The following is a 21,272-nucleotide window of genomic DNA, read 5'->3' on the forward strand; positions in this document are numbered from 1 at the left end:
CGGGATTAGCGTCAGAATTAAGTGTAACGCAGTGACAGGCGCGCCTTGTCGCGGCCGGAGACGTGCATCTGCGCCGATTGGAGGTACCCTTGCCTGTTCGGCGAACGTTGGATCTGCTTCCCAACATTTGATCAGCCGATAGCCGCCAGCGGCTCTCGGCTTGCTTTTGGGCTAAGCGAGCCCTCGAAGTCAAGCGCAGACAAATCGAAGGGATATCTCGACAGCGCCGCGGATCCCGATCCGACCCAAGTGGCACACGTCAATTCGATCGCGCTAAATGCCCGGGGAAAAGGATGTCCTGATCGACAAGCACGTTGAATTTATAGCCTGGCCTGATCTCCAGTGTGGGCTGGACATTAAGGTTGCGGCTGATGGTTTGTTCAGCAACGCGGCCAAAGCTCTCCGTGAAATTGCGCCGCGTAGCATCCGAGGCCGTGTCCTGGTTCGCGAGCGTTGAGCTTTCCGGTGCGGCCATGTCAATACCTGTCCCGATCAGGGCAATTAGCACGGCCGAGCCAAAAGTCTTCGAATAATGGTTGTTCACCTTGTCGTTGAAACCACCATACCCTTGCGCATCCGTCCCTGACATGCCGCCGATCTGCAGAGTCGAGCCGTTCGGAAAGATGATGTCAGTCCACACCACGAGAATGCGTTTCTGTCCAAACGAGACCTTACTGTCGTAGCGGCCGAAGAGCTTCGTACCTTGCGGAATGAGCAGGCGATGTCCTGTCGCGCTGTCGTAAACGCTCTGGCTGACCTGGGCGGTGATCCGGCCCGGAAGGTCGGAATTGATTCCTGTGATCAGTGTCGCCGGAATGACAGAACCACGCTTCAGTTCGAACGGTGATTGTTGGGGTACGACACGGTTCGGCAGGTAGCCTAGCTCTTTCAGGTCGGCGTTGAAGAAGTCTTCCTTAGCGCCTTGCGCATTGGGATCGACATTCTGACCACCGAGCCCGGCGCGCAGCGCTGCCGCATAGAGATCGGATGCGCCGCCCATATTTATCGATGTGGTCGCTCTCGATGCCGTGTCTGCGACGGCATCATGCGTTTCCGCACGGGCTTCCAGCTTGCTCCGATCTATTGCAAGCGGCGCGTCATAGGCGGCATTGTTAGCCTGCAGACGGGCCATCCGCTGGCGCTGTCTTTCGCGCAAATATTGCTCCTGTTGTTCACGCTCGAGACGCGCACGCCAGAGCTCCTCCGGCTCCAGCTCTTGCCCGCGACGTTGTTCCTGATGTTGTCCCGGCGTCGGAGTGAACGGGTCGTTCTCTTTTTCGTCTTCCTGTTTCGTTTCCACCGGTGACGGCTGGAAGGATGTCTGCTGCTGAGGTTCGCCGATGATGCCATCGGTAACACCGCGCTTGATCTGGTCAGCATAGGTGGAGGCGGGATTGCCCGAACTTGTCTCTGGACCACTGTCCTTACCGAAGTTGAACCCACGCGAAGCGAGCCCGTAGAAGATCACACCAAGGAACGTGACCGTCAAGACGATGACCACGACAATCGGCAGGCGGTTGAGCCGCCGGATGCCGGACTGCGCCACGCTGTTTTGGGCGCCGCCAAGATTGAGAGATTGCACCATGATCTCCCCTCACCCGCGCCGCATGAGCGATAAAGCGCTCGCCGGCGTCGCACCGTTGGCCGTTACCGTGTAGGCTCGACCGAGCTCGACGCTGTTTGTCGAAAGACGGGCCAGCACCTGGCCATCTACCGCCAAGATCACATAGGCGAGCGGGATGACCTTTGTCCCGCCATCCGTCTTCTGGTCGGTGACGACGGCATAGCCCCATCCCTTTAGCGCCGCCTCCAGCGCCTGACCGAAGGCCGAGGTATCAGTCTTCAGAGCAACGGTCGCTTTCCCCGGCCCGATCTGTTCGGCAAGGCGGCTGACCATATCGCCGGCGATGGCACTCGCCGCCGGACCGGAGATCTCCGGCGGCGCGCTGCTCGAAACGGGTCCTTCCGTTCCCATCGACTGGCATCCGGAAAGAAGGATGGCGAGGGCACAGGCCGTGGCAAAACTGCGAAGGGGTCGCAAGGCGTGCGAATAAGAGGAGAGGATGTTCATTACCTCCCTCCCCTTCTGATCGTCACCTTTTCCTGTTTCCAGCCAACGCCGGAAACCAGCACCGCCCGATCGACATGGTAGTCGACGACCATCATGTCGCCCTTCATCCGGTAATTGACGATCCGGTTCTTTCCGCCTGACGTGACAAACAGAACGGGCACATCCTGACCGGAGATCGAACGCGGAAACTGGATGTAGGTTTTGAGTCCATCGGAATAGACGCGTGTCGGTCGCCAGCCGGCCCTGCCCGAAACGGAATAGCTAAAGTTCAGCTGTTCGGCGGGGACACCAGCCCCCGGGATGGTGCTCGCCTCGAGCCGTGCATTGATGTCGGCAAGCTTTGTCGAGACATCCTCGGGATACTCGAAGCCGACACGCGCCATATAATGCGTCGAATGGGACTTGAGCTGAATGTGATATGTGCGTCGCGAGGTCGTCACCACCATCGAGGTCACAAGACCCGGCTCCGATGGTTTGACGATCAGGTGGATGGCCTGGCCGCCAGCGGCTCCCGAAGTCGCGGGCTCCACTTTCCAACGCACCGTGTCGCCGACCAGCACGTCTCGGACCACCTCGCCGCCCTGAAGCTCGATATCGCAGACCTGGAGTGGCGAGCAGACGACGGATGGCTGAACCTCGCCGTAGAGGAAAATCACCTTGCCGTCGGCGCCCCTGGTGACCAGACCGCGCGAGCCACGCCACTGTGTGGAAATCCCCATGCCTTTTGCTTCGTTGGCGGTGACGCCATCCGCCGCAAAAGCATGCGGAGGAACAATCACTGAAGACGCCAACATTGCCGAGGCAAGCGCAGCCGTCAGCGTGGCCCGTGTTCGAGTGCGTGGGATGATCATGTTCGGGGCCATGCCTTTCAAAGCTGTGCTGTCCAGTCGAAGTCGCGGAGATAGAGACCAATGGGGTTCAGGCGGATGACGCCCTCGTCCTGAGGTGGCGTCAGTGTCACGGTCGCGATGCCGCGGAAACGGCGAACGGCGGTTTCCTTACCGCGCCGGTCGCGCTCCAATTCGGTCCAGTCGATCTGGTAGCTCTGGTTAGAGAGCGCGACGATGTTGTTGACCTCGATGGCCACCGTCGAATTCTTCGCTTTTTCGAAGGGCGAGTTCGACCGGAACCAGGCATTGACCTTCTCGGTTGCGGGATCCGAAGTCCTCAACAGACCGTAGGTGCGGTCGATATATTGCTTCTGCACGACTGCATCCGGCGTGACGCTGCGGAAGTTTGAGACGAAACTTCCAAGGGTGGCGCGGACCACACGCGGATCCGCATATTCGATCTGCTGTGGGAAACCGGCGCTCGAGGCCGTCCCGAGCTTGTCCACTTCCACAATATACGGCACCAGCTTGACCTGCGTGCTTTGGAAGAGCGCGTAGCTGAAACCGATCACCGCCATAATCATGCCGGTGATACCGACGATCCGCCACGCGGCGGCTGCCTTCACGCAGGATCCATAGCGCTCGTTCCATTCGTTGCGCGCAGCAAAATAGGGGTTATCGGGTATGTTGTGTCCGGCCATGGCGGATCGGCCTCCAGTCATTTGGTGTCATTGATCAGCGGGGGTGGAGGCGGTGATCCGGGTCGGCTGGACTGCTGCTCCAGTTTGGCATTGGCAAGCCCCAGCAGCGATCCGGCATAGGCGCCGGGGGAAGCGATCGCCTTATCTTTGGCCGCTGAGCCGACACCTGCCGCACTACCAATCCCGGCCTCCATGCCACGCATGGCGGCACTGCCAAGGGATGCTCCCCCTGCCCTTGCCGCACTCGCAGCCTGGAATCCTCTGCTGGCGGCTGACGTCGCCAAAAACCCGGCTCCCGCCGCAAAGGATGCGGCCTGTCCGCTGTGGCGGATGGCCTCCATACCCCCGGATACCGAAACACCCTGGACCATGCCCTGCAGGATCGGCGGCACATACATGGCAATGACGAATACCACGACCGAAATGCCGGCGATTGCCAGTGTGGTGATGAACTGTTCGGAGGTTGCCGTTGGCGCCTCCGCGAGGCCGAGCAGGATGTCGGAACCGATCTTGGCGATCATCACCAGCGCCATCAGCTTCATGCCGACGGAAAAGGCGTAGACCAGATATTTGATGGCAAAATCCTTGGTATAGGACGTACCACCTAGTCCGAGCATGATCATGCCAGCCAGAAGACCCACATACATCTCGACCATGACGGCGACGAAGATCGCTGCCACGAGCGAGAAGGACACGACCACCACCACCATGGCGAACACGGCGGCGATTGCGAGCGCGTTGTCCTCCCATAGACCGAACTTTGCCTGTTCGGACATCTTGGTCGCAACGCGAATGCCCGCATCAAAAATGTTGGCGGGCGACGCCGAGCCACCGCCGGCGCCGATCTGGTAGAGGCTGTCAACGACGGCCTTGGCAAATGCCGGCCCCCGATCGAGGATGAAGGCGAAGAGCCCGATGAACATGATGCGCTTCACGAGCTCTGCAAACCAGCTATCGAGAGATGCGGCGTTGATCGCCAGCCACACGGCAGCGATGCCGATCTCGATGCCCGCCAGGATCCAGAACAACGACCGCGCCGCATCCATGACCGTCGTTTCCCAGCCTTTGGCGGCTGCAACGACGGAATTCTCCAGGGTTGTCAGCACTTGACCCTGCTGCGCCAGAGCCGGCGCGCTCGCGATGAGGAAGAGGCCAATCGCGACGAAGGCGAGCTTGGTGCGCCGGGAGGGAGGTATGCTCACCATCGCGGCTTCATCTCTTGGCCACCGCGAATGTCACGCTCGGCATTGCCACCAAAGAACTTCTGGCGATGGGCGCGGCGGTCTGCCTCGGATGCAGTCGCCGGTGATGCTTCTCCTGTTCCGGACATGGGCTCCGGACCCGTTTGGACGATCCATCTTGCGGCGCCGACACCGAACGCGGCGATCCCCACGACAACGAGGACGATGACAAAACGCGGGCTCACCAGCGCGGCTCCATCGTCTGCCCACCGCGGATGTCATGCTCGTCCCCGCTGAAGAATTGCTCGCGGCGCGCTTGAGCGAGATCCCTTTGCGCCTGTTCGGATTGGAACCATGTGCCCATCATCGTCATCTGCTGGGAAACCAGACCGCGCAGTTTTTGCATCTGTGCGACCTGCTGGGCGGCGATCTGGTGTCCGACCTGCAACGCCTTCATCTGCCCATCGGCCGTCTCTGACATCGATCGCAGCGATGACATCGTGTTTTTTTCGCTCGAGAACTGGTCGGCTGTCAGGTTTGCGGCCTTCAAGGTGCCTCCGATCGTATCGCGATTAGTGTCGGACCAGTTCTGATAGGTGGACGAGAAGCTTTCTCCATCCGGCAGATTGCTCTTCATGTCGGAAAAACTTTCAAAACGCTGCTTCAGTACATCGTCGATATTGGCCATCGAAAACGCTACCCCCTGCCCCTTCGCGACGACGTTTTGCAGGTTCTTGAGGTCGTTTTCGACCTGGCCCCAGATGTGGTTCGGCAATTGCGCCGTGTTCTGCAGCATGTTGTTGTAGATGTTGATCTGGTTCTGGATCTGCTCGGCAAGCTGCGAGATCTGGGTGATCTGGTTATTGACCTGTTCGGCCGACTTGCCGACCAGCGAGATCAGCTCCGCATTGTTGGCCAGCTGTGTCCATTCTGTTGCCTGGCCGGTCACGCCACCGGCGTGGACCTGGATTGGTGTCGCGATTGCGAGGCCGGTCACCACGATGACCATCGCACGGTAGGTCTCAAGAGGTTGGAAAGAGTGTTTCGGCATGGGCGATCCCCCTTTGCTGGAGCCAGTGGAGAGGCCATGCGGCCCCATGTTCGGAATGCAGGTTGCGAATTTGCTTCAGGTCTTCCTTACCGGTCGCGCCGACGAAGGAGAGCGCGACCGGACCAAGCGCCATGTTGAATAGCCTTCGGCCCTGCGGCGAAGCGACGTAGTATTCTCGTTTCGGCGAAGCCGTTGCGACGATCTCGATCTGCCGCTCGTTAAAACCGATGCGCTCATAGAATTCTCGCGTGCCCGGCTCGCGTGCCGCCCCGTTTGGTAGGCAGATTTTCGTGGGGCAAGACTCCTTCAGGACGTCGATGATGCCGGATCGTTCCGCGTCTGAAATCGACTGGGTTGCGAGCACCACGGCACAATTGGCTTTGCGCAACACCTTCAGCCATTCGCGGATCTTGTCGCGAAACACCGGATGGCCGAGCATTAGCCAGGCCTCGTCGAGAATGATCAGGCTGGGCGCGCCAGCCAAGCGTTTCTCGATGCGGCGAAACAGGTAGGTGAGAACGGGGACGAGGTTGCGCTCGCCCATGTTCATTAGTTCCTCAATTTCGAAGCACTGGAACGCGCCCAGCGCAAGACCGTCTTCCTCGGCGTCGAGCAACTGGCCCATCGGCCCGTCAACGGTGTAGTGATGCAGCGCGTCCTTGATCTCGCGCATCTGGACGCCTGAGACGAAATCAGAAAGCGAGCGACCGCGGGATTTACCCATCAGCGCTAGCTGCCTGGAGATGGCGTTGCGATAGTCCGGGGTGATGGTCACCCCCTGTAGCGCGACCAGCATCTCGATCCACTCCGCCGCCCAGGCACGGTCGCCATCGGTCGACAGTTCTGCCAGCGGGCAGAAGGCGAGTGCCCTCACCTCACCATTGGCCGACGCGCCAATGTCGCCGCCGATCTGATAGTGATCGCCGTTAACGCCGAGCGTCAGCGGCAGCATCGAGCCGCCCTTGTCGAAGGCGAACACCTGGGCATCCGCGTAACGCCGGAACTGCGCCGCGATCAGCGCCAGCAGTGTCGACTTGCCGGAACCGGTCGGGCCGAAGATCAGCGTATGGCCAACATCATCGACGTGCAGGTTCAGCCGGAATGGCGTCGAACCAGACGCAACTTGCATGAGGGGTGGCGATGCCGGAGGATAGTACGGGCAAGGCGCGGTCGGACTGCCCGACCACACCGAGTTCAGCGGCATAAGATCGGCGAGATTGCGGGTATTGATCAGCGGCTCGCGGATGTTGGCGTAGGAGACGCCTGGCAGGCTACCGAGAAAGGCATCCGTGGCGTTCAGTGTCTCGATCCGTGCGCCAAAACCTTCCGCCTGGATCAGCCGGCGTATCGCCTCGCACTTTTCCTGGAGGCGGGTTTGGTCCTGTTCGAACAGAATGATGACCGGCGTGTAATAGCCATAGGCGACGAGTTGCGACGAGGCTTCGGCGATTGCATCCTCTGTCTCCGCCACCATCAGCATCGCGTCCTGATCGACGGAGCGCGACTGCGTCTGGAACAACTGGTCGAAAAACGGCCGCACCTTCTGCTGCCACTTCTTTCGGGTCCGCTCGAGTCTTGCCCTTGCTTCTTCGGCATCAAGGAAAACAAACCGAGACGACCAGCGATAAGTCAGCGGCATAAGGTCGAGCGTGTTGAGGATTCCGGGCCAACTTTCGGCCGGCAGACCGTCGATCGCCACCACGCCGAGAAACCGGTTCTCGACCATTGGTGTCAGCCCATGCTGAAGCTCAGCCGTCACGAGCCAGTCGAGATACATGGGGATGTCAGGCAGGCGAACCGGATGGTTCTCCCCGGAGATGCAGAAGCGAATGAACTGGAAGAGTTCGTCGTAACGTGCGACGCGGAAGCCGCCGCGTTCTGGCGTCTCCCGCGTCATCATCCGCCGGATCGACACGACATTGCCGAGATACTGTTCGACCTCGCGGATCGAGGTGAGAAAACTTTCGAGTGCCTTGTCGGCATAGGTGGCTGAACGGCTGCCCACATCCGAAAAGATATAGCGCGTCAGCCCGGAGCGCCGCGGCTCCGGCGGCCGCGAGGTCAGGATCAGAGCGTGCCGGCTCTCGAAATGCCCCCTTTCCGTCTGAAAGTGCACTCGTCGCTCATCGTCGATGGCGCGTGTGACGGGATCGGGAAAGTGGGATTCAGTCTCGGTCGGGTAATCGCCGGTCGGAACCCTGATGGCCTCGACCTGGATCATCCATCCGGAGCCGAGTCGCGACAGGATTGCATTGATCTGTCGCGACACCTCGTTGCGCTCGGCGTCGGTCGAGCTCTCGCTATCCGGCCCGGCAAAGTACCAACCGGCCATCAGGGAGCCGTCCTTCAGCAGGATAACCCCATTATCGACGAGGCCGGCATAAGGCACCAGATCGGCAAACGACGGTCCGGAATGGCGGAATGATTTGAGGGCGACCATCTGAAGCCCTCAGAACTTGCGCCACGGCGACGAGGTCGCGCGGTAGAACGTCTTGTAGGCGATGTGGCGGAGATAGACGCGCCGCATCAGCGGATCGGATTTGGCCATCATGCGCAGTGCTGCGACCGAGACCAGCCAGATCGCGATGCCGAACAGCGCCGCATACCAGGTCAGCACGACGAAGATCAGGATGATGGCCGCAAGCGCCGTCAGCAACACCAGTTCGCGGTCGGCGCCCATCAACAGGTTAGGACGCGATAGCGCCCTGTGTACCCGCGAGCGTGCCAGAGAGGAGCCGGCGTCAGCCATGAGCCTCCTCCCCCACTGTGGCCGGCGTCATCGTCGGTTCGGGAGTGTTTTGCTCGGCCTGTGCATGAGCCTCGCCGATCGATGCGCCGGTCGCGCCGAAAAGAGCGACGATCTGGGTGGCCCCAAGAAGGACGCCACCCACCAGCGCCACGTAGCAAAGGCGCCTCGCGAAATCATTCAGTTCGCCCCCGAAGATCAGCATAGCCCCGGCAATGGCAACCGCGGCAAGCGCGATAAACCCCGCCACAGGTCCGGTAATCGATTGCTGGATCTGTTGCAGCGGCGATTCCCAGGGAAGACTGCCGCCACCCGAGGAGGCGAGCGCGGAATCCGCAAGGCCAACAGAGACGGCGACAAGCGTCGCGCCGGTGACAAGAATGGAGATTTTAAGCGACATGGCTGTCCTCATCGATCTGGGCATAGTGTTCAGTCTGGTAGCAGCCATTGCGGTATCCTTCGATGTGAATGACCTCACGAACCCGTCGTCCCTTTCCCGTTCGTTCTATAGAGACAACGAGATCGACGGCCTCGCCGATCACCTCCTGCATCGGCTGCTGGCTGGCTTCCGCCGTCAGCTGCTCCAGCCGGCGCAGGGCTGACATCGCCGTGTTGGAATGGATCGTGGTGACGCCGCCGGGGTGGCCGGTGTTCCAGGCCTTCAGGAGGGTCAGCGCTGCGCCATCACGGACCTCGCCGACGATGATGCGGTCCGGGCGCAGGCGCATCGTGCTCTTGAGCAACCGCGCCATGTCGATCGTGTCGCTGGTGTGCAGTGACACCGCATTCTTGGCCCCGCATTGGATCTCTGCCGTGTCTTCCAGAATGACGATTCGATCGTCCGGCGCATTCGCGATAATTTCGGCGATGACCGCGTTTGCAAACGTTGTTTTGCCCGAACCCGTGCCTCCTGATACCACAATGTTCATGCGAGACGAGATCGCGCGGCGCAAGACGGATGCCTGTGCTTCGGTCATAAATCTCGCCTTTACGTAGTCGTCCAGCGGAATCAGGCGTGACCCGCGGCGCCGGATAGTGAAGCTCGGTCCGGAAACGAGGGGCGGCAGCAGGCCCTCAAAGCGGTGCCCGCCGATCGGCAGTTCGCCGGAAATGATTGGCTGTTGATCGTCGGCCTCCGATTGCAGCGCGTGGGCCACGCTGCCGATGATCACTTCTGCTGCGGTCAGGCTCATGACTCCGGCCGAAGCTATCCCCTGCCCCAGGCGCTCAATGAAGAGCTTCCCATCGGGATTGAGCATGATTTCGACGACCGTCGTATCATCAAGCGCGACGCAGAGTTGGTCGCCGAGGGCATCCTGAAGTTTGCGAATGAGACGCGAATGGGAGCGCAGTTGGGTCACGCGGCACTCCTGATGCCTGCGCCTGTGATGTCAGAGATTAGATGGTAGCTCGACGGGCAGACCTGCTCGAAGCTGACCCAATCGGCCGGCAGGCTTCCGGCAATGGCGATTGTATTACCGATCCCGGTCGGTTCGCCGAGCCGTCGCATCGGCCAGCCAGCACGTTTCAGGATGCGCTCGAAGCGAAGATCGGTTGCCGTGACAATCTCGGTGTAACCGTTCGCCATCGACCATTCGATGATACCGGCAAACAAGGACGACGTCGCCAGATGCAGCTGGCCCCCTCCCCTTTCATCCGCTAAAGACGTGTCGACGCAGAAACGTGAACTCTCGACCATCCCGGGATGCACATCAAGTGAGCCTTTGAACAGCAGTTGGGGAAAGGTGTACTCCAGCATTGTCGGCCCAGAAGCCGGAAGAAGACGGACGCAACCGACGACCAAATCACTATCCGACAGGACAAGAATGTATGTCGGGAGCAACCCGTCATACTGATCGCGCTCCTCGTTTTCGGATATGGAAACGTCCCATCCGAGGCGTCCACCAAACACCTTTGCACGTAGTTGATGCATCTGCATAAGGAAACTTTGGCGACGTTCGTAATGGTAGGGTGAGATGGTCAGTATCCGCATTGTGATCTCCTCATGAATAGGTCAGGTGAACAGAAATCACTTCGCGAGGCGTTCGACCACGTGCAGATTTGCACCCACTGATTCTCTTGAGTCGCGCGACCGTAAACTCCAGTGCGGGCTGGTGGTTGATGCTGAAGGTCGAAGAAGATGTGCAAATCTGCAGTTGCGGATCACTAGCGTAGAAATTGCGAATCGACCTAACCTGCTGATAAGAAATGGTGAATCCGGTTCGGGCTTGAATTATCTAAATTTGTGTTAACTTCTCGTTAACCAGAAATGCCTTGCAGCTCTCGTCGAATCGCACATACTAATCACGCTTTCCACTCGCATGGAGCCGGAAAAGCGTTATTCTTGGATAGAGCGGTGAAATGAACGTGGCGCAGACCTTCGATTTGGACATAGACTTCGACGAGGAGATCCTCCAGCAGGGCGAACTCATCTCCGACAAGCTGAATATGCTGCGCATTGAGCAATATCCACCGGACGCCGAGAAAGGCCTGCGCCTTTTTTCTTCAGCGGAGGTTGCCGAGTTTCTCGGGGTAACACAAAACCATATTAAGAAACTGCATCTTGAGGGAAAAGGCCCAGAGCCGCTCGTATCACAGTCCGGACGCCGTTCGTACACAGCAGCGCAGATGATGGAGCTGCGTGCCTTCCTCGATAGGTACGGCCGCACCGATTTCAAGCGTTATGTTCCCCACCGTCGCGGCACCGAAGGCTTGCAGGTAGTCTCCGTTGTGAATTTTAAAGGGGGTAGCGGGAAGACGACCACGGCCGCGCATCTGGCCCAGTATTTGGCTCTCACAGGTCACCGCGTTCTTGCGATAGATCTTGATCCGCAAGCGTCCTTGTCGGCTCTTCATGGAATTCAGCCTGAACTCGACAAGAACCCATCGCTGTTCGAGGCACTACGCTACGATGATCAACGTAAATCTATAAAGGACGTAATTCAGAGTACGAATTTTCCAGGGCTTGATATTGTGCCCGCGAACCTCGAACTCCAGGAATACGAGTATGAGACTCCACTAGCTGCGTCAAACAAGAACTCTCCAGAAGGGCGCATGTTTTTCACCCGGATTTCCAAGGCACTCCAAGAGGTGGATGATCGCTATGACGTTATTGTTATCGATTGCCCTCCCCAGCTCGGTTACCTAACGCTGACAGCATTAACTGCTTCGACGTCAGTTCTTATTACAGTCCATCCGCAGATGCTCGACATCATGTCCATGAGCCAGTTCCTGCTCATGTTGGGGGGCATCTTGCAATCAATCAAAGGTGCGGGCGCAAAGGTGCGGCTGAAGTGGTTCCGATATCTCGTGACACGATATGAACCGATGGATGGACCACAAGCGCAAATGGTTGGGTTCATGCAGGCCATGTTCAATAAGCGGATGCTCAATAACCAGATGGTTAAATCCACTGCAATTTCGGATGCTGGCATAACTAAACAGACGCTTTACGAGGTTGAGCGGAGCCAGTTCACAAGAACGACCTATGATCGCGCCATCGAATCTCTCAACGCAGTCAACAGTGAGATCGTCGCGCTTATCCACAAGGCATGGGGGAGAAAATGACCACTTTCTTGACAGCCGTGCAGAATAGCGAAAAAGCTTTGAAAATCAGAGGATTATTTACAAAAATGGAGGGTGCAAATGGCTAGAAAACACCTTTTGGCCAATATCGCGTCTACCGTTAGTGATTCACAACCTCAAAACAGCCCGTCGGTAAGCAGAGCTGATTATGCCCGGCGGGGGGCAACGCGTTCGATGATGCAATCTCTTGATGAGATGGCTGAGAACTCAATGCGTGTGCTTGACGGCGAGACTATCGTTTCACTTGATCCTGAGGTACTGGAAGCATCACCGTTTGCTGATCGCATTACCAGTAATGACGAAGATTTTTCCGCATTGGTCTCGGCCATCGAGCAGGCAGGTCAGTCCTCACCCATCCTGGTACGACCTCACCCGGACATTTCCGGACGCTTTATCATTGTATACGGTCACCGTCGCGCTCGCGCAGCCCGCCAGTTGGGGATTGCTGTTAGAGCTGTCGTCAAGCCAATAGAAGATATTGCCCACGTTATCGCACAGGGACAGGAGAATACGGCGCGCTCGGATCTGACCTTTATCGAGAAGGCGCTTTTTGCAAGAAAACTCACCGTCTCCGGAATGGATAAGGAAACGGTCAAGAGCGCACTGACAATCGACGATACTCTGCTTTCCAGAATGCTCTCCGTCGTAGAGCAGGTACCTGAAGATGTTCTGAATGCGCTAGGCGCGGCAAGAGGTGTCGGGAGAGATCGGTGGGAGGAACTTAAGAAGCTCGTCCAATTGCCTGACAAATCCGCGCAAGCATCAAATCTGATTCGAAGTGACGCGTTTGCTGCTATCGATTTCGACCAGCGTTTCCCTTTGTTGCTCGATGAACTGACGAAAAAGGCAAAGGGTAAAAAAACGGCCATAGCCAAGCCTGCTGAAAAGGCTTGGTCGCTTGCGGGCAACGCTGTGAAAGTTGCGACAAAGGATACGGGAAAAGGCTTTACCTTGGCGCTCAAGGCAAAGAACGCATCCCGCTTTGGAGCTTACCTGTCGGAGAATCTAGAGCAATTCTATCAAGAGTTCCAAAAGATGGAGCAGGAGTAACGGAAGACAGCAAAAGAAAAAGGCCCCCAAACGTCGCCGTCGTGGAAGCCCTTCTCGATCTGTAGCAAGTTGAGAATCGCACTTCCCCGAATCATAGTCAAGAGTCTTTGACGTCGTTTTGGCGAGCGGAAATCTTTTGCCTTATTGAAAGGTGAACGGAGATGCTTGGAAATCTTATAACGACGCCCTTTGGGCGGCGGCCGATGTCGCTTGGCCAGATGAAAGCGCAGGCCTGTGCCCAGGAAATTGAAGCAGGAAAAGTTGCCGACAAGTGGCAGGTGTATCGCTGGCTGTGTGAAGGCAAGGAAATTATCGGGGTTGGTGATCGGTCACTGGCCGTCCTGAACGCCTTGCTGTCGTTTCTACCGGACAACGAGCTCTCGGATGAAAACGGATTGATTGTCTTTCCATCAAACGCCCAGCTGTCGTTACGCGCCCATGGTATGGCGCCGGCAACACTTCGCAGGCACCTTGGGGCGTTGCTCGAATGTGGTTTGATCACCCGCAAGGACAGTCCCAACGGCAAACGTTATTCCCGCAAGGACAGGGGTGGGGAGATCACGGATGCATTCGGCTTCTCCCTCGCACCACTGCTCGTGCGCGCAGAAGAGCTACAGCAGGCCGCAGAGAGCGTTCGGGCCGCATCCATGGCTCTGAGGCTGGTGAGAGAGAGAATAACGCTCCACAGGCGCGATATTGCCAAACTAATTGAAGTTGCGGTCACTGAAGCCGTGCCTGGGGACTGGGGAACCATCTGGGAGCGTTTCCGTGCTCTCGTCGGCGCCCTTCCGCGCAAAGCCAGCCTTGGCGTCCTGGAACCGATCCTCGGCGATCTGGCTGCACTGCATGAAGAAGTGGCTAACTTACTGGAAGATCATATTAATACTGAAAATATGAGCGGCAATGAGTCCCGTAATGAGACGCAGCAACAGAATTCAAAACCCGACTCTACATCTAACCTTGAACCTGGCTTTAGAAAAGACCAAGGAGCAAAACCTGAACCTGTCCAGAAAGGGGAGGGGGTTGAGAATGTTACAAACACCTATCCTTTGGGTTTGGTGATGAAAGCCTGCCCCGAAATTGCTGATTATGCGGTTAGCGGTATTGGCAGCTGGCGTGAGCTGCTGATGACGGCGGCGCAGGTGCGGGGCTATCTCGGCATATCGCCCTCGGCCTACGAGGATGCTCTGGATGTTCTGGGACAGGAAAACACGGCCATTGTCATCGCCTGCATGCTGCAGCGCGCCGAAACTATAAATTCGGCGGGCGGATATCTGCGGGCATTGACCGAAAAGGCGAGGGCAGGGGAGTTCTCTGTTGGTCCTATGCTGATGGCTGCTCTTCGTTCGACCGGAACGCATCTGCAGATGGTGCCGAAATGATCTGGTTCGGGGTAAAATGCTTGAGGACTCGACTCTTTAACCAATCTCTGCATGAAATATCTTCATGGCAAAAACTCCTCGTCAGTCTTCTCGACCGCTGCTTCGTGAAACAGAGCGTCCCTTGCAGAGCACACCGCGCAAGCGTCGTGATCCGGCGCAGCCGCAACTGTCACTTGATCCCATGCCGGAGCGTGTCGAGCCGTGTCTGGCTTTACTCAAAACAAGGCCGCCGACAGGTCCGGACTGGCTGTTTGAGGTCAAATGGGACGGTTACCGGCTTGCTATTCATATCGAACCCAAAGGGATCCGTATTCTGACACGGGGAGGGCACGACTGGACCCACCGTTTTCCGGCAATTGCAGAAGCGGCAAGGAACCTGGGGGTGGCGATCGCCATTCTTGACGGTGAAGCAGTTGTTCTTGATGACGATGGACTGCCTGACTTTGGCCTTTTGCAACAATCGCTCGGCGGTCGAGGTGGCAAGCGTATATCGGAGGAGGCCTCGTTTTATGCCTTTGATCTGCTTTATTTCGACGGCCATGACCTCAGGGACATGGAACTGGTGTCACGCCGACATCTGCTTGAGGATCTGATCGGAAAAGCGGATGGCGTCATAAAATATTCTGAAACGATTGAAGGCGATGGCGATAGTCTTCTTGCTGATGCCTGTCGGCACGGTCTTGAAGGCATAATCGCCAAGCGGAGAGACAGTCCTTACAGCAGTGGCCGCACCGGCGACTGGCTCAAGATCAAATGCACGCAAAGCGAAAGCTTCTTCATTATCGGTTGGGAGCCTTCAAGCCTTGCCCGTGGCGGGATTGGGCGTCTCCTGCTCGCGGCCTACAAAGGCCATGATCTCGTTTACGTTGGCAGTGTTGGCACCGGGTTTAGCCAGCGTACGGCAACGGCCCTTCGCAAGGACCTGGAGAAGCTGAAGACCACCAAGCCGCAGGTTCCGATCCAGGAAAAGGGTGTGCAATTCGTCCTGCCGACGTTGATCGCGGAAATTGAGTTCCGGGGGTGGACGCATGATGGCAACCTCAGGCATGCGTCCTACAAGGGCCTGCGCGAACTGCAGGATAACGCTGCCGTCTATGAAGTTTGAATGCAACTTGACAAATATGGGTCGCTACGCAATATATACCCCAATGGGTTACTGAAGAATAATGCAGACAGTTTGTGGATCTCCCCTATTTATCAAACAGGCTGCTGAGATATTCGCACTCGAAGAGCGAGCGGATTTGATTGCATTCTTGGTAGGTAATCCTCTCGCGGGTGATGAAATGCCCGGTTGCGGAGGTGTTTGAAAATTTCGTTTCGGGCGAAAGCGAAGGGGAAAAGCGGTGGGGCCAGGGTCACTTACTACTGGTATAGCGATGAGGCTCCAATTTATGCGCTTTTAGCATACCCGAAGAATGCAAAGACAGATTTGACAGCGGATGAACGATCTGCGGTTGCCGCATTCGCCAAGGCGATTAAAGCGGCGGCAAGGAGTTTGAAATGAACAGAAAGTCTACATTTGCGAACGATTTGATGCAGTCCATGGCCGATGCGCTTTCACATGCGCAAGGCCGGGAGGTCAAGGGTATTGTCGTCCACAAAGTGGATGTTACCAACGTTGATGCCAAAGCCGTTCGAAAGCGGCTTAATCTCACACAGGACGAAATGGCGGCTGCCTTGGGTACAAGTCCTTCCGGTTACAAGAAATGGGAGCAAGGATCGCGTCAGCCTTCGGGAGCAGCCAGAACCCTTTTGCATGTCATGGCAAAAGAACCAGAAGCAGTAATGCGTGCGCTTGCGACAGACTAAATTGCCGGAAACGCATATCACCGATCCAAGACCAATCCCAGCTTCTTTGCCCGATCAAGCAGGTGCTTGACCGACGAGGCTGTCCAGGTTGCCGATCCTCGCGGTGTACGCTCGTACATCGCTTCAAGCTGGGCTGCAATGTCGCGCAAGGTGAGGTCCGGATTTGCATTGGCAATGCCGATGGGCGCCGCGAACCGAAAATGTTCCCCATCGCCAACGCCAGAGGCGGTCAAACAATGATCCGGGCGGCTCTTCCCATTTTGCGCTCGGCATTGTTGTAGTAGCCTGCCGCTTGCGTCATGGACTTGTGCAATGACTGTTGCATAGCTTCCGCAAGCGGAATGCCGCAGTTGGCCGCCTCCGTCAGATAGCCGGAACGTAACCCATGGGCCGAAAACATTGCCGGATCGAGACCCGCCTGCCTGGCGCGTGTTTTGACGATGAGATTGATCGATTGCGGCGTCAGCGCCCGCCGGTCAAGATTGCCCCATTGATCGATGCGCCGGAACACAGCGCCGTTCTCAATTCCGGCTGCCTTGATCCAGGCTTTCAATGCAAGAACAGGCCGACCAATCAACACCACCTGTTCGTCATCATCGGCCGAGGTGGTTTTTGTTCTGCCGAGATGGATGGCGAGGCAGGGCAGGGGAGGGGAATCCTTGTTGGCCGGATCAGCGGGGACCGGCGCCTCGTCAACGAGGTTGTCCATACGCAGTCCGGCGACCTCGGAGCGGCGGCGGCCGCCGGAAGCGAAGGCCATCAGCAGCAGGGCACGATCACGCACATCAACCAGCCTGTCGCCGGCACAGGCAGCCAGCAGCTTGACCAGCACATCCGCCGTCACCGCCTTTTTGCTCTTGCGCTGACGGGCCCGGGCGCTGGCGCGGACAGCCAGCCGCAGCGCACTTTTGAGGGAGGGTGCCGAAAACGACCCGGTCAAGCCGCGCCAGCGTGTCAGGATCGACCAGCTGGTCAGCCGCCTGCGCACCGTGCCCGGCGCATGCGGGCCGGTGCTGCGCAGCATGCCTTTGGCCCGCAATGCAACTGTCACGTCTTGCGGCATGCCGTGCTCCGGATTGTTTTCGCGCTCGGCGGGATCCCACAAATGGTGGGCGACGAATTTCAGCAACAAACTTTCCGGCGCCGGCCAGGGCAGGGGGCCGCCAGTGACGGCCAAACACCAGGTCTCGAGATAGCCAAGGTCGGATGCCAGCGCCCGCATGGTGTTGTCGCCCATGCCTTCACTGGCCAGATGCTTGAGCGTCGCCACATCGGCGTCGGTGAGGATTGCGGCGAGTTGGTCGCGGCGGTCGAACGGCAGGATGGCATCAAGGGCATCCAGCGCCTCGGCCCGGGCAGTTATCGACATGGCGGGTGGCATCATCAGCGCTCTTCGCCGTAGTAGGCGATCGGTAAATTCCCGATCAGCAGCACCATGGGCACAGTGACGGCCACAAGAAGCATAGCCGAAGCCGCAGTTGCGACCAGCACGAGGATGTCCTGCCAGCTGGAGCTCGCCGCCCCACCCACGCTCTTCAAGAATGCTTCACTCGTTGCTAGACCAACACTGATACCGAGCGCAAGGGCGGCACTGCCAACGATTGTTCCGGCTATAGTATTGGCGGCGATCCGTGCCATTCTCCGGGTCCTATGTAACCGGATAAGGCCAAAAGCGACCGATATCCATAGGAGCGACAGGAGTAATGTCTTCGTGTCGTCCGCTAAAGAAGGCATATAGACCATCGCCACTGCAACAGCCTTGTCCAACGGCAGGAAGAGACGCAACAGCAGGCTGAAAGCCAAGGCGCCCGCAAGCATGTAGCTGAGCACGGTTGCGTGTATCTCAAGATCAGTGCGCACGGCGTTGAACAACGGCCGATCGTGGCGATTGTGAAAGGACAGCATGGTGTGTTTTCCTCGTTGTGATTGGCACGAAGATGCAGAATTGCTGATTTGCCATGTGAAATCAATCACTATCGATACCTGCAAACTATCGATAGTGAGCCATCTATTGGAGTTTTCCTTGCCATCTGCGGCTGGAATCGCTATATTTGCGGGATTTCGATAGAGGAAAGCCGATGTCTGAACCACAACTCTCCGTCCGCAGCACTAAGGCGAGGGACTTGGCCCATGCGCTGGCGCGCCGCACCGGTCAGCCAATCAACAAGCTCGTCGAGCAGGCGCTCGAGCGCTACGATCTGGAATTGCGCCAACAGTCTGCCCGGACGCCAATCGATGTCCTATCGGACTTGATGGCCCAGGGCCGGTGTGCTGTGCCGACCGGCACGACATCTGCGCATGACGATTTCTACGACGAATATGGTTTGCCACGATGATCGCTGTCGATACGTCGGTCATTCTGGCGATGGCTTTGGGAGAGCCGGAGGCCGAACGGTTCATATCGCTGGTGGGTCGGGAGGCACTTGCAATCGGCTGGCCGACCCTGCTTGAGGCTCGAATGGTGCTGACAGGAAGAGGATTTCCAAACGCTTCGGACATTGTCGATCAGTTTGTTCGGCTTCCGAACGTAACCGCGATTGCTTTCGACGAAAAGCATTATCGTGAAGCGGAACGAGCGTTTGACCGCTTCGGTAAAGGTCGCCATCCAGCCACACTTAACATGGGCGACTGCTTTTCTTATGCAGTCGCAGCCATCGCCAAGGCGCCGCTGCTATTCAAGGGAAATGATTTCGCCAAAACGGATATACGATGTCACCCGGGCTCTGCAGTGCCGCCGATCGATCGCCGCGACCAGCTCACCGACTAAGACGTGGCAACCCTCAAGCATCTGGCACGGCAGGGCCCCACAATACTCTTCGGGCACTTGCCTCCGGCCTTGCTTATGGATGCGAGGCTATCGTGCTATGAGGCCAAGCCTCTTCGCCCTATCAAGCAGGTGCTTGACCGACGAGGCTGTCCAGGTTGCCGATCCTCGCGGTAGGCGCTCATATATCGTTTCAAGCTGGGCTGCAATGTCGCGTAAGGTGATATCTGGATTGGCATTGGCAATTGTCTACTGTTGAAGCAGGACGGAGAATACTTGAAAGCTTGCCTCAAAAGTATTACCTTCTGTAAAACAATCATTACCGAGGCAGAAATGACAACCACCGTGACGACAAAGGGCCAGGTGACCATTCCCAAGCCAGTGCGTGATTTCCTTGGAATCGTACCTGGTAGTAAAATCGACTTTCTTAGAGCGAGCGACGGAAGCGTTGTGATTACTCGTGCTGACAGACATCAGCCGAAGAGCCGATTTAACAATCTGCGTGGTCATGCCGGGGAGGGGCTTAATACGGACGCGATCATGGCGCTCACGCGCGGTGAAGGATGACCCTTATTGATACGAACGTGCTGCTTGATCTTGTTACAGATGACCCAAATTGGGCGGATTGGTCGATTGCACAACTGGAAACCGCTTCGTTGCGCGGCCCACTACTGATTAACGATATTGTCTACGCCGAGCTAGCAGTGCGTTATAAGACCATTGAGGAACTTGACGCATTCATTGACGCCGCAGGCCTCGAAATTCAGCCAATGCCCCGAGCTGCACTATTCTTGGCCGGAAAGGTATTTACACGGTATCGCAAATCCGGAGGCTCGCGAACCGGCGTTCTTCCCGATTTCTTCATCGGTGCACAAGCCGCTATAAGTGGATTTACTCTGTTAACTCGCGATACCAGTCGATACCGAACTTATTTTCCGACCCTGACACTAATTACACCAGACACTTCAATCGCTTGAAGAAATCGAGACCAGGCCTAGCTTCTTTGCTCGATCGAGCAGATGCTTGACCGACGAGGCTGTCCAGGTTGCCGATCCCCGCGGCGTGCGCTCGTACATCGCTTCAAGCTGGGTGGCAATGTCACGCAAGGTGAGGTTCGGATTCGCGTTGGCAATGCCGGTGATCAGAGACATCAGCCGGTCCTCCGGCAAGCGGCGACGGGCAGGGCTAACCAATCCCGGATCAGCCAAACCTTCATGCACGAGGCGGTTTACCGAACGCCGCAAGCGATCAACCGACCATTTCTGCCCGCGTTCGCGATTGAGGCTTCTCGCCACGTCTTCCCAAGGGTGGCTTGGACGCATGCGCTGCACAATCGGCAGCCAGGAGGCCATCGTTGCGGTCAGATCAGCGAGATGATCGCGTTTTCTTGCCCGTGATGTTTTGGCAATGGCCTCGGGTGTCCGCGCGCGCAGACCCGGATTGCCAGGAAGTTTGCCACGACCTTTGGCGGCTTTGATACCAGCTTTGGTGCGCTCCGAAATCAAGGCTCTTTCCAACTGCGCAACCGCGCCCAGTACCTGCAACGAGAACATACCCTGCGGTGTGGAGGTATCAATCGGGTCGTTCAACGAGCGGAAATGCGCACCCTTGTCTTCCAGTTGTTCGATTACCTGCAGCAGATGGCTGACAGAACGAGCCAAGCGGTCCAGACGAACAACGACCAGGACTTCTCCTGCATCGATCTCACGTATCAACTTTGCCAGAACCGGCCGAGCGCGCGAAGCACCAGAACCCCGCTCTTCGAAAACCATGTGACAGCCAGCTGCCCGCAATTCGATCAGCTGAGCATCGCTCAACTGATCTTCCGTGGAAACACGAGCATATCCGATAAGACGTGGCTTGGATTGGAGTTTCATATCGCGATTCTAGGCAGAAAAGCCGGTTTGTACAATATCGGAAGTTATCAGAAAACGGTCGTTTGAAAATGCCGATAATGGAGTCCGGAATCGCTCGAGAGGCTAACGAGATAGGCTGATCCTCAGGAAATAGGCGTTTCCACGACGAAGAGTGCACGGTGCCTAGCCCAGCCTGGCAATTGATAATGGCTAGTTATCGATGGTTAGAACGGAGTTAGCATGAAC

At 57.4% G+C, this 21,272-nt stretch carries 25 protein-coding genes; 9 read left to right on the forward strand and 16 right to left on the reverse strand.

Annotated elements, in window-relative coordinates; all coding sequences use genetic code 11:
• Positions 1–259: 259 nt before the first annotated feature.
• From trbI to traI, 12 genes are read right to left on the reverse strand one after another with little or no spacing between them, the layout of a single operon-like run.
• On the reverse strand, positions 260–1,585 hold the full coding sequence (trbI, locus tag ACYJL1_RS17110) for an IncP-type conjugal transfer protein TrbI (RefSeq protein ID WP_460898144.1): 1,326 nt from the start codon (positions 1,583–1,585) through the stop codon (positions 260–262).
• Positions 1,586–1,594: 9 nt separating this feature from the next.
• Positions 1,595–2,071: a conjugal transfer protein TrbH gene (trbH, locus tag ACYJL1_RS17115; protein ID WP_460898145.1), complete on the reverse strand. Its 477-nt coding sequence runs from the start codon at positions 2,069–2,071 to the stop codon at positions 1,595–1,597.
• A complete protein-coding gene (gene trbG, locus ACYJL1_RS17120) occupies positions 2,071–2,922 on the reverse strand; it encodes a P-type conjugative transfer protein TrbG (protein WP_460898284.1) in 852 nt (283 codons plus the stop codon). Before trbG ends, trbH begins: the two co-directional genes overlap by 1 nt.
• A gap of 17 nt (positions 2,923–2,939) precedes the next feature.
• The gene (locus tag ACYJL1_RS17125; protein ID WP_460898146.1) at positions 2,940–3,602 is read right to left on the reverse strand and encodes a conjugal transfer protein TrbF; all 663 of its coding nucleotides are present in this window, start codon (positions 3,600–3,602) and stop codon (positions 2,940–2,942) included.
• A 17-nt stretch (positions 3,603–3,619) separates the two neighbouring features.
• Positions 3,620–4,807 carry a P-type conjugative transfer protein TrbL gene (gene trbL / locus ACYJL1_RS17130; protein WP_460898147.1) on the reverse strand — a complete coding sequence of 396 codons (1,188 nt, stop codon included), beginning with the start codon at positions 4,805–4,807 and terminating at the stop codon, positions 3,620–3,622.
• Positions 4,801–5,028 (reverse strand): entry exclusion protein TrbK, encoded by a 228-nt coding sequence (trbK, locus tag ACYJL1_RS17135; protein WP_460898148.1) that lies wholly within the window; start codon positions 5,026–5,028, stop codon positions 4,801–4,803. The genes trbL and trbK overlap by 7 nt, the downstream gene beginning before the upstream one ends.
• Positions 5,025–5,792, reverse strand: a complete 768-nt coding sequence (trbJ, locus tag ACYJL1_RS17140; RefSeq protein WP_460898285.1) for a P-type conjugative transfer protein TrbJ — start codon at positions 5,790–5,792, stop codon at positions 5,025–5,027. The genes trbK and trbJ overlap by 4 nt, the downstream gene beginning before the upstream one ends.
• Before the next feature lie 13 nt (positions 5,793–5,805).
• Positions 5,806–8,274 carry a conjugal transfer protein TrbE gene (locus ACYJL1_RS17145; protein WP_460898149.1) on the reverse strand — a complete coding sequence of 823 codons (2,469 nt, stop codon included), beginning with the start codon at positions 8,272–8,274 and terminating at the stop codon, positions 5,806–5,808.
• A gap of 9 nt (positions 8,275–8,283) precedes the next feature.
• Positions 8,284–8,583: a conjugal transfer protein TrbD gene (locus ACYJL1_RS17150; protein ID WP_460898150.1), complete on the reverse strand. Its 300-nt coding sequence runs from the start codon at positions 8,581–8,583 to the stop codon at positions 8,284–8,286.
• Entirely contained in the window at positions 8,576–8,980 is a 405-nt protein-coding gene (gene trbC, locus ACYJL1_RS17155; RefSeq protein WP_460898151.1) for a conjugal transfer pilin TrbC, read from the reverse strand. Before trbC ends, ACYJL1_RS17150 begins: the two co-directional genes overlap by 8 nt.
• Positions 8,970–9,941, reverse strand: coding sequence for a P-type conjugative transfer ATPase TrbB (trbB, locus tag ACYJL1_RS17160; RefSeq protein ID WP_460898152.1), 972 nt, complete (start codon positions 9,939–9,941; stop codon positions 8,970–8,972). The genes trbC and trbB overlap by 11 nt, the downstream gene beginning before the upstream one ends.
• Positions 9,938–10,573, reverse strand: coding sequence for an acyl-homoserine-lactone synthase (gene traI, locus ACYJL1_RS17165; protein WP_460898153.1), 636 nt, complete (start codon positions 10,571–10,573; stop codon positions 9,938–9,940). Before traI ends, trbB begins: the two co-directional genes overlap by 4 nt.
• 368 nt (positions 10,574–10,941) lie before the next feature.
• Between traI and repA the strand changes: the two genes are divergently transcribed.
• The 5 genes from repA (at position 10,942) to ACYJL1_RS17190 (ending at position 16,406) form a co-directional block, all read left to right on the forward strand.
• The gene (gene repA / locus ACYJL1_RS17170; RefSeq protein WP_460898154.1) at positions 10,942–12,147 is read left to right on the forward strand and encodes a plasmid partitioning protein RepA; all 1,206 of its coding nucleotides are present in this window, start codon (positions 10,942–10,944) and stop codon (positions 12,145–12,147) included.
• 78 nt (positions 12,148–12,225) lie between these two features.
• Entirely contained in the window at positions 12,226–13,215 is a 990-nt protein-coding gene (gene repB, locus ACYJL1_RS17175) for a plasmid partitioning protein RepB (RefSeq protein ID WP_460898155.1), read from the forward strand.
• A gap of 161 nt (positions 13,216–13,376) precedes the next feature.
• Positions 13,377–14,597, forward strand: a complete 1,221-nt coding sequence (gene repC, locus ACYJL1_RS17180) for a plasmid replication protein RepC (protein WP_460898156.1) — start codon at positions 13,377–13,379, stop codon at positions 14,595–14,597.
• 64 nt (positions 14,598–14,661) lie between these two features.
• On the forward strand, positions 14,662–15,702 hold the full coding sequence (ligD, locus tag ACYJL1_RS17185) for a non-homologous end-joining DNA ligase (RefSeq protein ID WP_460898157.1): 1,041 nt from the start codon (positions 14,662–14,664) through the stop codon (positions 15,700–15,702).
• A gap of 395 nt (positions 15,703–16,097) precedes the next feature.
• Positions 16,098–16,406, forward strand: a complete 309-nt coding sequence (locus ACYJL1_RS17190; protein ID WP_460898158.1) for a helix-turn-helix domain-containing protein — start codon at positions 16,098–16,100, stop codon at positions 16,404–16,406.
• 17 nt (positions 16,407–16,423) lie between these two features.
• On the opposite strand, the gene ACYJL1_RS17195 is transcribed toward ACYJL1_RS17190, so the two are convergent.
• The 3 genes from ACYJL1_RS17195 to ACYJL1_RS17205 are packed head-to-tail and all read right to left on the reverse strand — an operon-like array spanning position 16,424 to position 18,311.
• Complete coding sequence (locus ACYJL1_RS17195) at positions 16,424–16,639, reverse strand: DNA invertase (RefSeq protein WP_460898159.1); 216 nt, start codon at positions 16,637–16,639, stop codon at positions 16,424–16,426.
• Entirely contained in the window at positions 16,636–17,790 is a 1,155-nt protein-coding gene (locus tag ACYJL1_RS17200) for a site-specific integrase (protein WP_460898160.1), read from the reverse strand. Before ACYJL1_RS17200 ends, ACYJL1_RS17195 begins: the two co-directional genes overlap by 4 nt.
• Positions 17,790–18,311, reverse strand: coding sequence for a hypothetical protein (locus tag ACYJL1_RS17205; protein ID WP_460898161.1), 522 nt, complete (start codon positions 18,309–18,311; stop codon positions 17,790–17,792). The genes ACYJL1_RS17200 and ACYJL1_RS17205 overlap by 1 nt, the downstream gene beginning before the upstream one ends.
• A 173-nt stretch (positions 18,312–18,484) precedes the next feature.
• Here ACYJL1_RS17205 and ACYJL1_RS17210 point away from each other — a divergent pair, with 173 nt between their 5' ends.
• The 4 genes from ACYJL1_RS17210 (at position 18,485) to ACYJL1_RS17225 (ending at position 20,147) form a co-directional block, all read left to right on the forward strand.
• On the forward strand, positions 18,485–18,742 hold the full coding sequence (locus ACYJL1_RS17210; RefSeq protein WP_460898162.1) for a type II toxin-antitoxin system VapB family antitoxin: 258 nt from the start codon (positions 18,485–18,487) through the stop codon (positions 18,740–18,742).
• Positions 18,739–19,173, forward strand: coding sequence for a type II toxin-antitoxin system VapC family toxin (locus tag ACYJL1_RS17215; RefSeq protein ID WP_460898163.1), 435 nt, complete (start codon positions 18,739–18,741; stop codon positions 19,171–19,173). The genes ACYJL1_RS17210 and ACYJL1_RS17215 overlap by 4 nt, the downstream gene beginning before the upstream one ends.
• A gap of 330 nt (positions 19,174–19,503) precedes the next feature.
• Positions 19,504–19,737, forward strand: a complete 234-nt coding sequence (locus tag ACYJL1_RS17220; RefSeq protein ID WP_460898164.1) for an AbrB/MazE/SpoVT family DNA-binding domain-containing protein — start codon at positions 19,504–19,506, stop codon at positions 19,735–19,737.
• Positions 19,734–20,147, forward strand: coding sequence for a type II toxin-antitoxin system VapC family toxin (locus tag ACYJL1_RS17225; protein WP_460898165.1), 414 nt, complete (start codon positions 19,734–19,736; stop codon positions 20,145–20,147). Before ACYJL1_RS17220 ends, ACYJL1_RS17225 begins: the two co-directional genes overlap by 4 nt.
• Here ACYJL1_RS17225 and ACYJL1_RS17230 read toward each other — a convergent pair.
• Positions 20,136–21,047 (reverse strand): recombinase family protein, encoded by a 912-nt coding sequence (locus ACYJL1_RS17230; protein ID WP_460898166.1) that lies wholly within the window; start codon positions 21,045–21,047, stop codon positions 20,136–20,138. The two genes, ACYJL1_RS17225 and ACYJL1_RS17230, sit on opposite strands and share 12 nt — an antisense overlap.
• Positions 21,048–21,272: the final 225 nt, after the last annotated feature.

The sequence above is a fragment of the Phyllobacterium sp. K27 genome, assembly GCF_054796155.1.

What these genes read in the sequence shown, in the direction of transcription:
- trbI (WP_460898144.1), bottom strand. Translation starts at nt 1,585, where the DNA reads ATGGTGCAATCTCTCAATCTTGGCGGCGCCCAAAACAGCGTGGCGCAG.
- trbH (WP_460898145.1), bottom strand. Translation starts at nt 2,071, where the DNA reads ATGAACATCCTCTCCTCTTATTCGCACGCCTTGCGACCCCTTCGCAGT.
- trbG (WP_460898284.1), bottom strand. Translation starts at nt 2,922, where the DNA reads ATGATCATCCCACGCACTCGAACACGGGCCACGCTGACGGCTGCGCTT.
- ACYJL1_RS17125 (WP_460898146.1), bottom strand. Translation starts at nt 3,602, where the DNA reads ATGGCCGGACACAACATACCCGATAACCCCTATTTTGCTGCGCGCAAC.
- trbL (WP_460898147.1), bottom strand. Translation starts at nt 4,807, where the DNA reads ATGGTGAGCATACCTCCCTCCCGGCGCACCAAGCTCGCCTTCGTCGCG.
- trbJ (WP_460898285.1), bottom strand. Translation starts at nt 5,792, where the DNA reads ATGGTCATCGTGGTGACCGGCCTCGCAATCGCGACACCAATCCAGGTC.
- ACYJL1_RS17145 (WP_460898149.1), bottom strand. Translation starts at nt 8,274, where the DNA reads ATGGTCGCCCTCAAATCATTCCGCCATTCCGGACCGTCGTTTGCCGAT.
- ACYJL1_RS17150 (WP_460898150.1), bottom strand. Translation starts at nt 8,583, where the DNA reads ATGGCTGACGCCGGCTCCTCTCTGGCACGCTCGCGGGTACACAGGGCG.
- trbC (WP_460898151.1), bottom strand. Translation starts at nt 8,980, where the DNA reads ATGTCGCTTAAAATCTCCATTCTTGTCACCGGCGCGACGCTTGTCGCC.
- traI (WP_460898153.1), bottom strand. Translation starts at nt 10,573, where the DNA reads ATGCGGATACTGACCATCTCACCCTACCATTACGAACGTCGCCAAAGT.
- repA (WP_460898154.1), top strand. Translation starts at nt 10,942, where the DNA reads ATGAACGTGGCGCAGACCTTCGATTTGGACATAGACTTCGACGAGGAG.
- repB (WP_460898155.1), top strand. Translation starts at nt 12,226, where the DNA reads ATGGCTAGAAAACACCTTTTGGCCAATATCGCGTCTACCGTTAGTGAT.
- repC (WP_460898156.1), top strand. Translation starts at nt 13,377, where the DNA reads ATGCTTGGAAATCTTATAACGACGCCCTTTGGGCGGCGGCCGATGTCG.
- ligD (WP_460898157.1), top strand. Translation starts at nt 14,662, where the DNA reads ATGGCAAAAACTCCTCGTCAGTCTTCTCGACCGCTGCTTCGTGAAACA.
- ACYJL1_RS17190 (WP_460898158.1), top strand. Translation starts at nt 16,098, where the DNA reads ATGAACAGAAAGTCTACATTTGCGAACGATTTGATGCAGTCCATGGCC.
- ACYJL1_RS17200 (WP_460898160.1), bottom strand. Translation starts at nt 17,790, where the DNA reads ATGATGCCACCCGCCATGTCGATAACTGCCCGGGCCGAGGCGCTGGAT.
- ACYJL1_RS17205 (WP_460898161.1), bottom strand. Translation starts at nt 18,311, where the DNA reads ATGCTGTCCTTTCACAATCGCCACGATCGGCCGTTGTTCAACGCCGTG.
- ACYJL1_RS17210 (WP_460898162.1), top strand. Translation starts at nt 18,485, where the DNA reads ATGTCTGAACCACAACTCTCCGTCCGCAGCACTAAGGCGAGGGACTTG.
- ACYJL1_RS17215 (WP_460898163.1), top strand. Translation starts at nt 18,739, where the DNA reads ATGATCGCTGTCGATACGTCGGTCATTCTGGCGATGGCTTTGGGAGAG.
- ACYJL1_RS17220 (WP_460898164.1), top strand. Translation starts at nt 19,504, where the DNA reads ATGACAACCACCGTGACGACAAAGGGCCAGGTGACCATTCCCAAGCCA.
- ACYJL1_RS17225 (WP_460898165.1), top strand. Translation starts at nt 19,734, where the DNA reads ATGACCCTTATTGATACGAACGTGCTGCTTGATCTTGTTACAGATGAC.
- ACYJL1_RS17230 (WP_460898166.1), bottom strand. Translation starts at nt 21,047, where the DNA reads ATGAAACTCCAATCCAAGCCACGTCTTATCGGATATGCTCGTGTTTCC.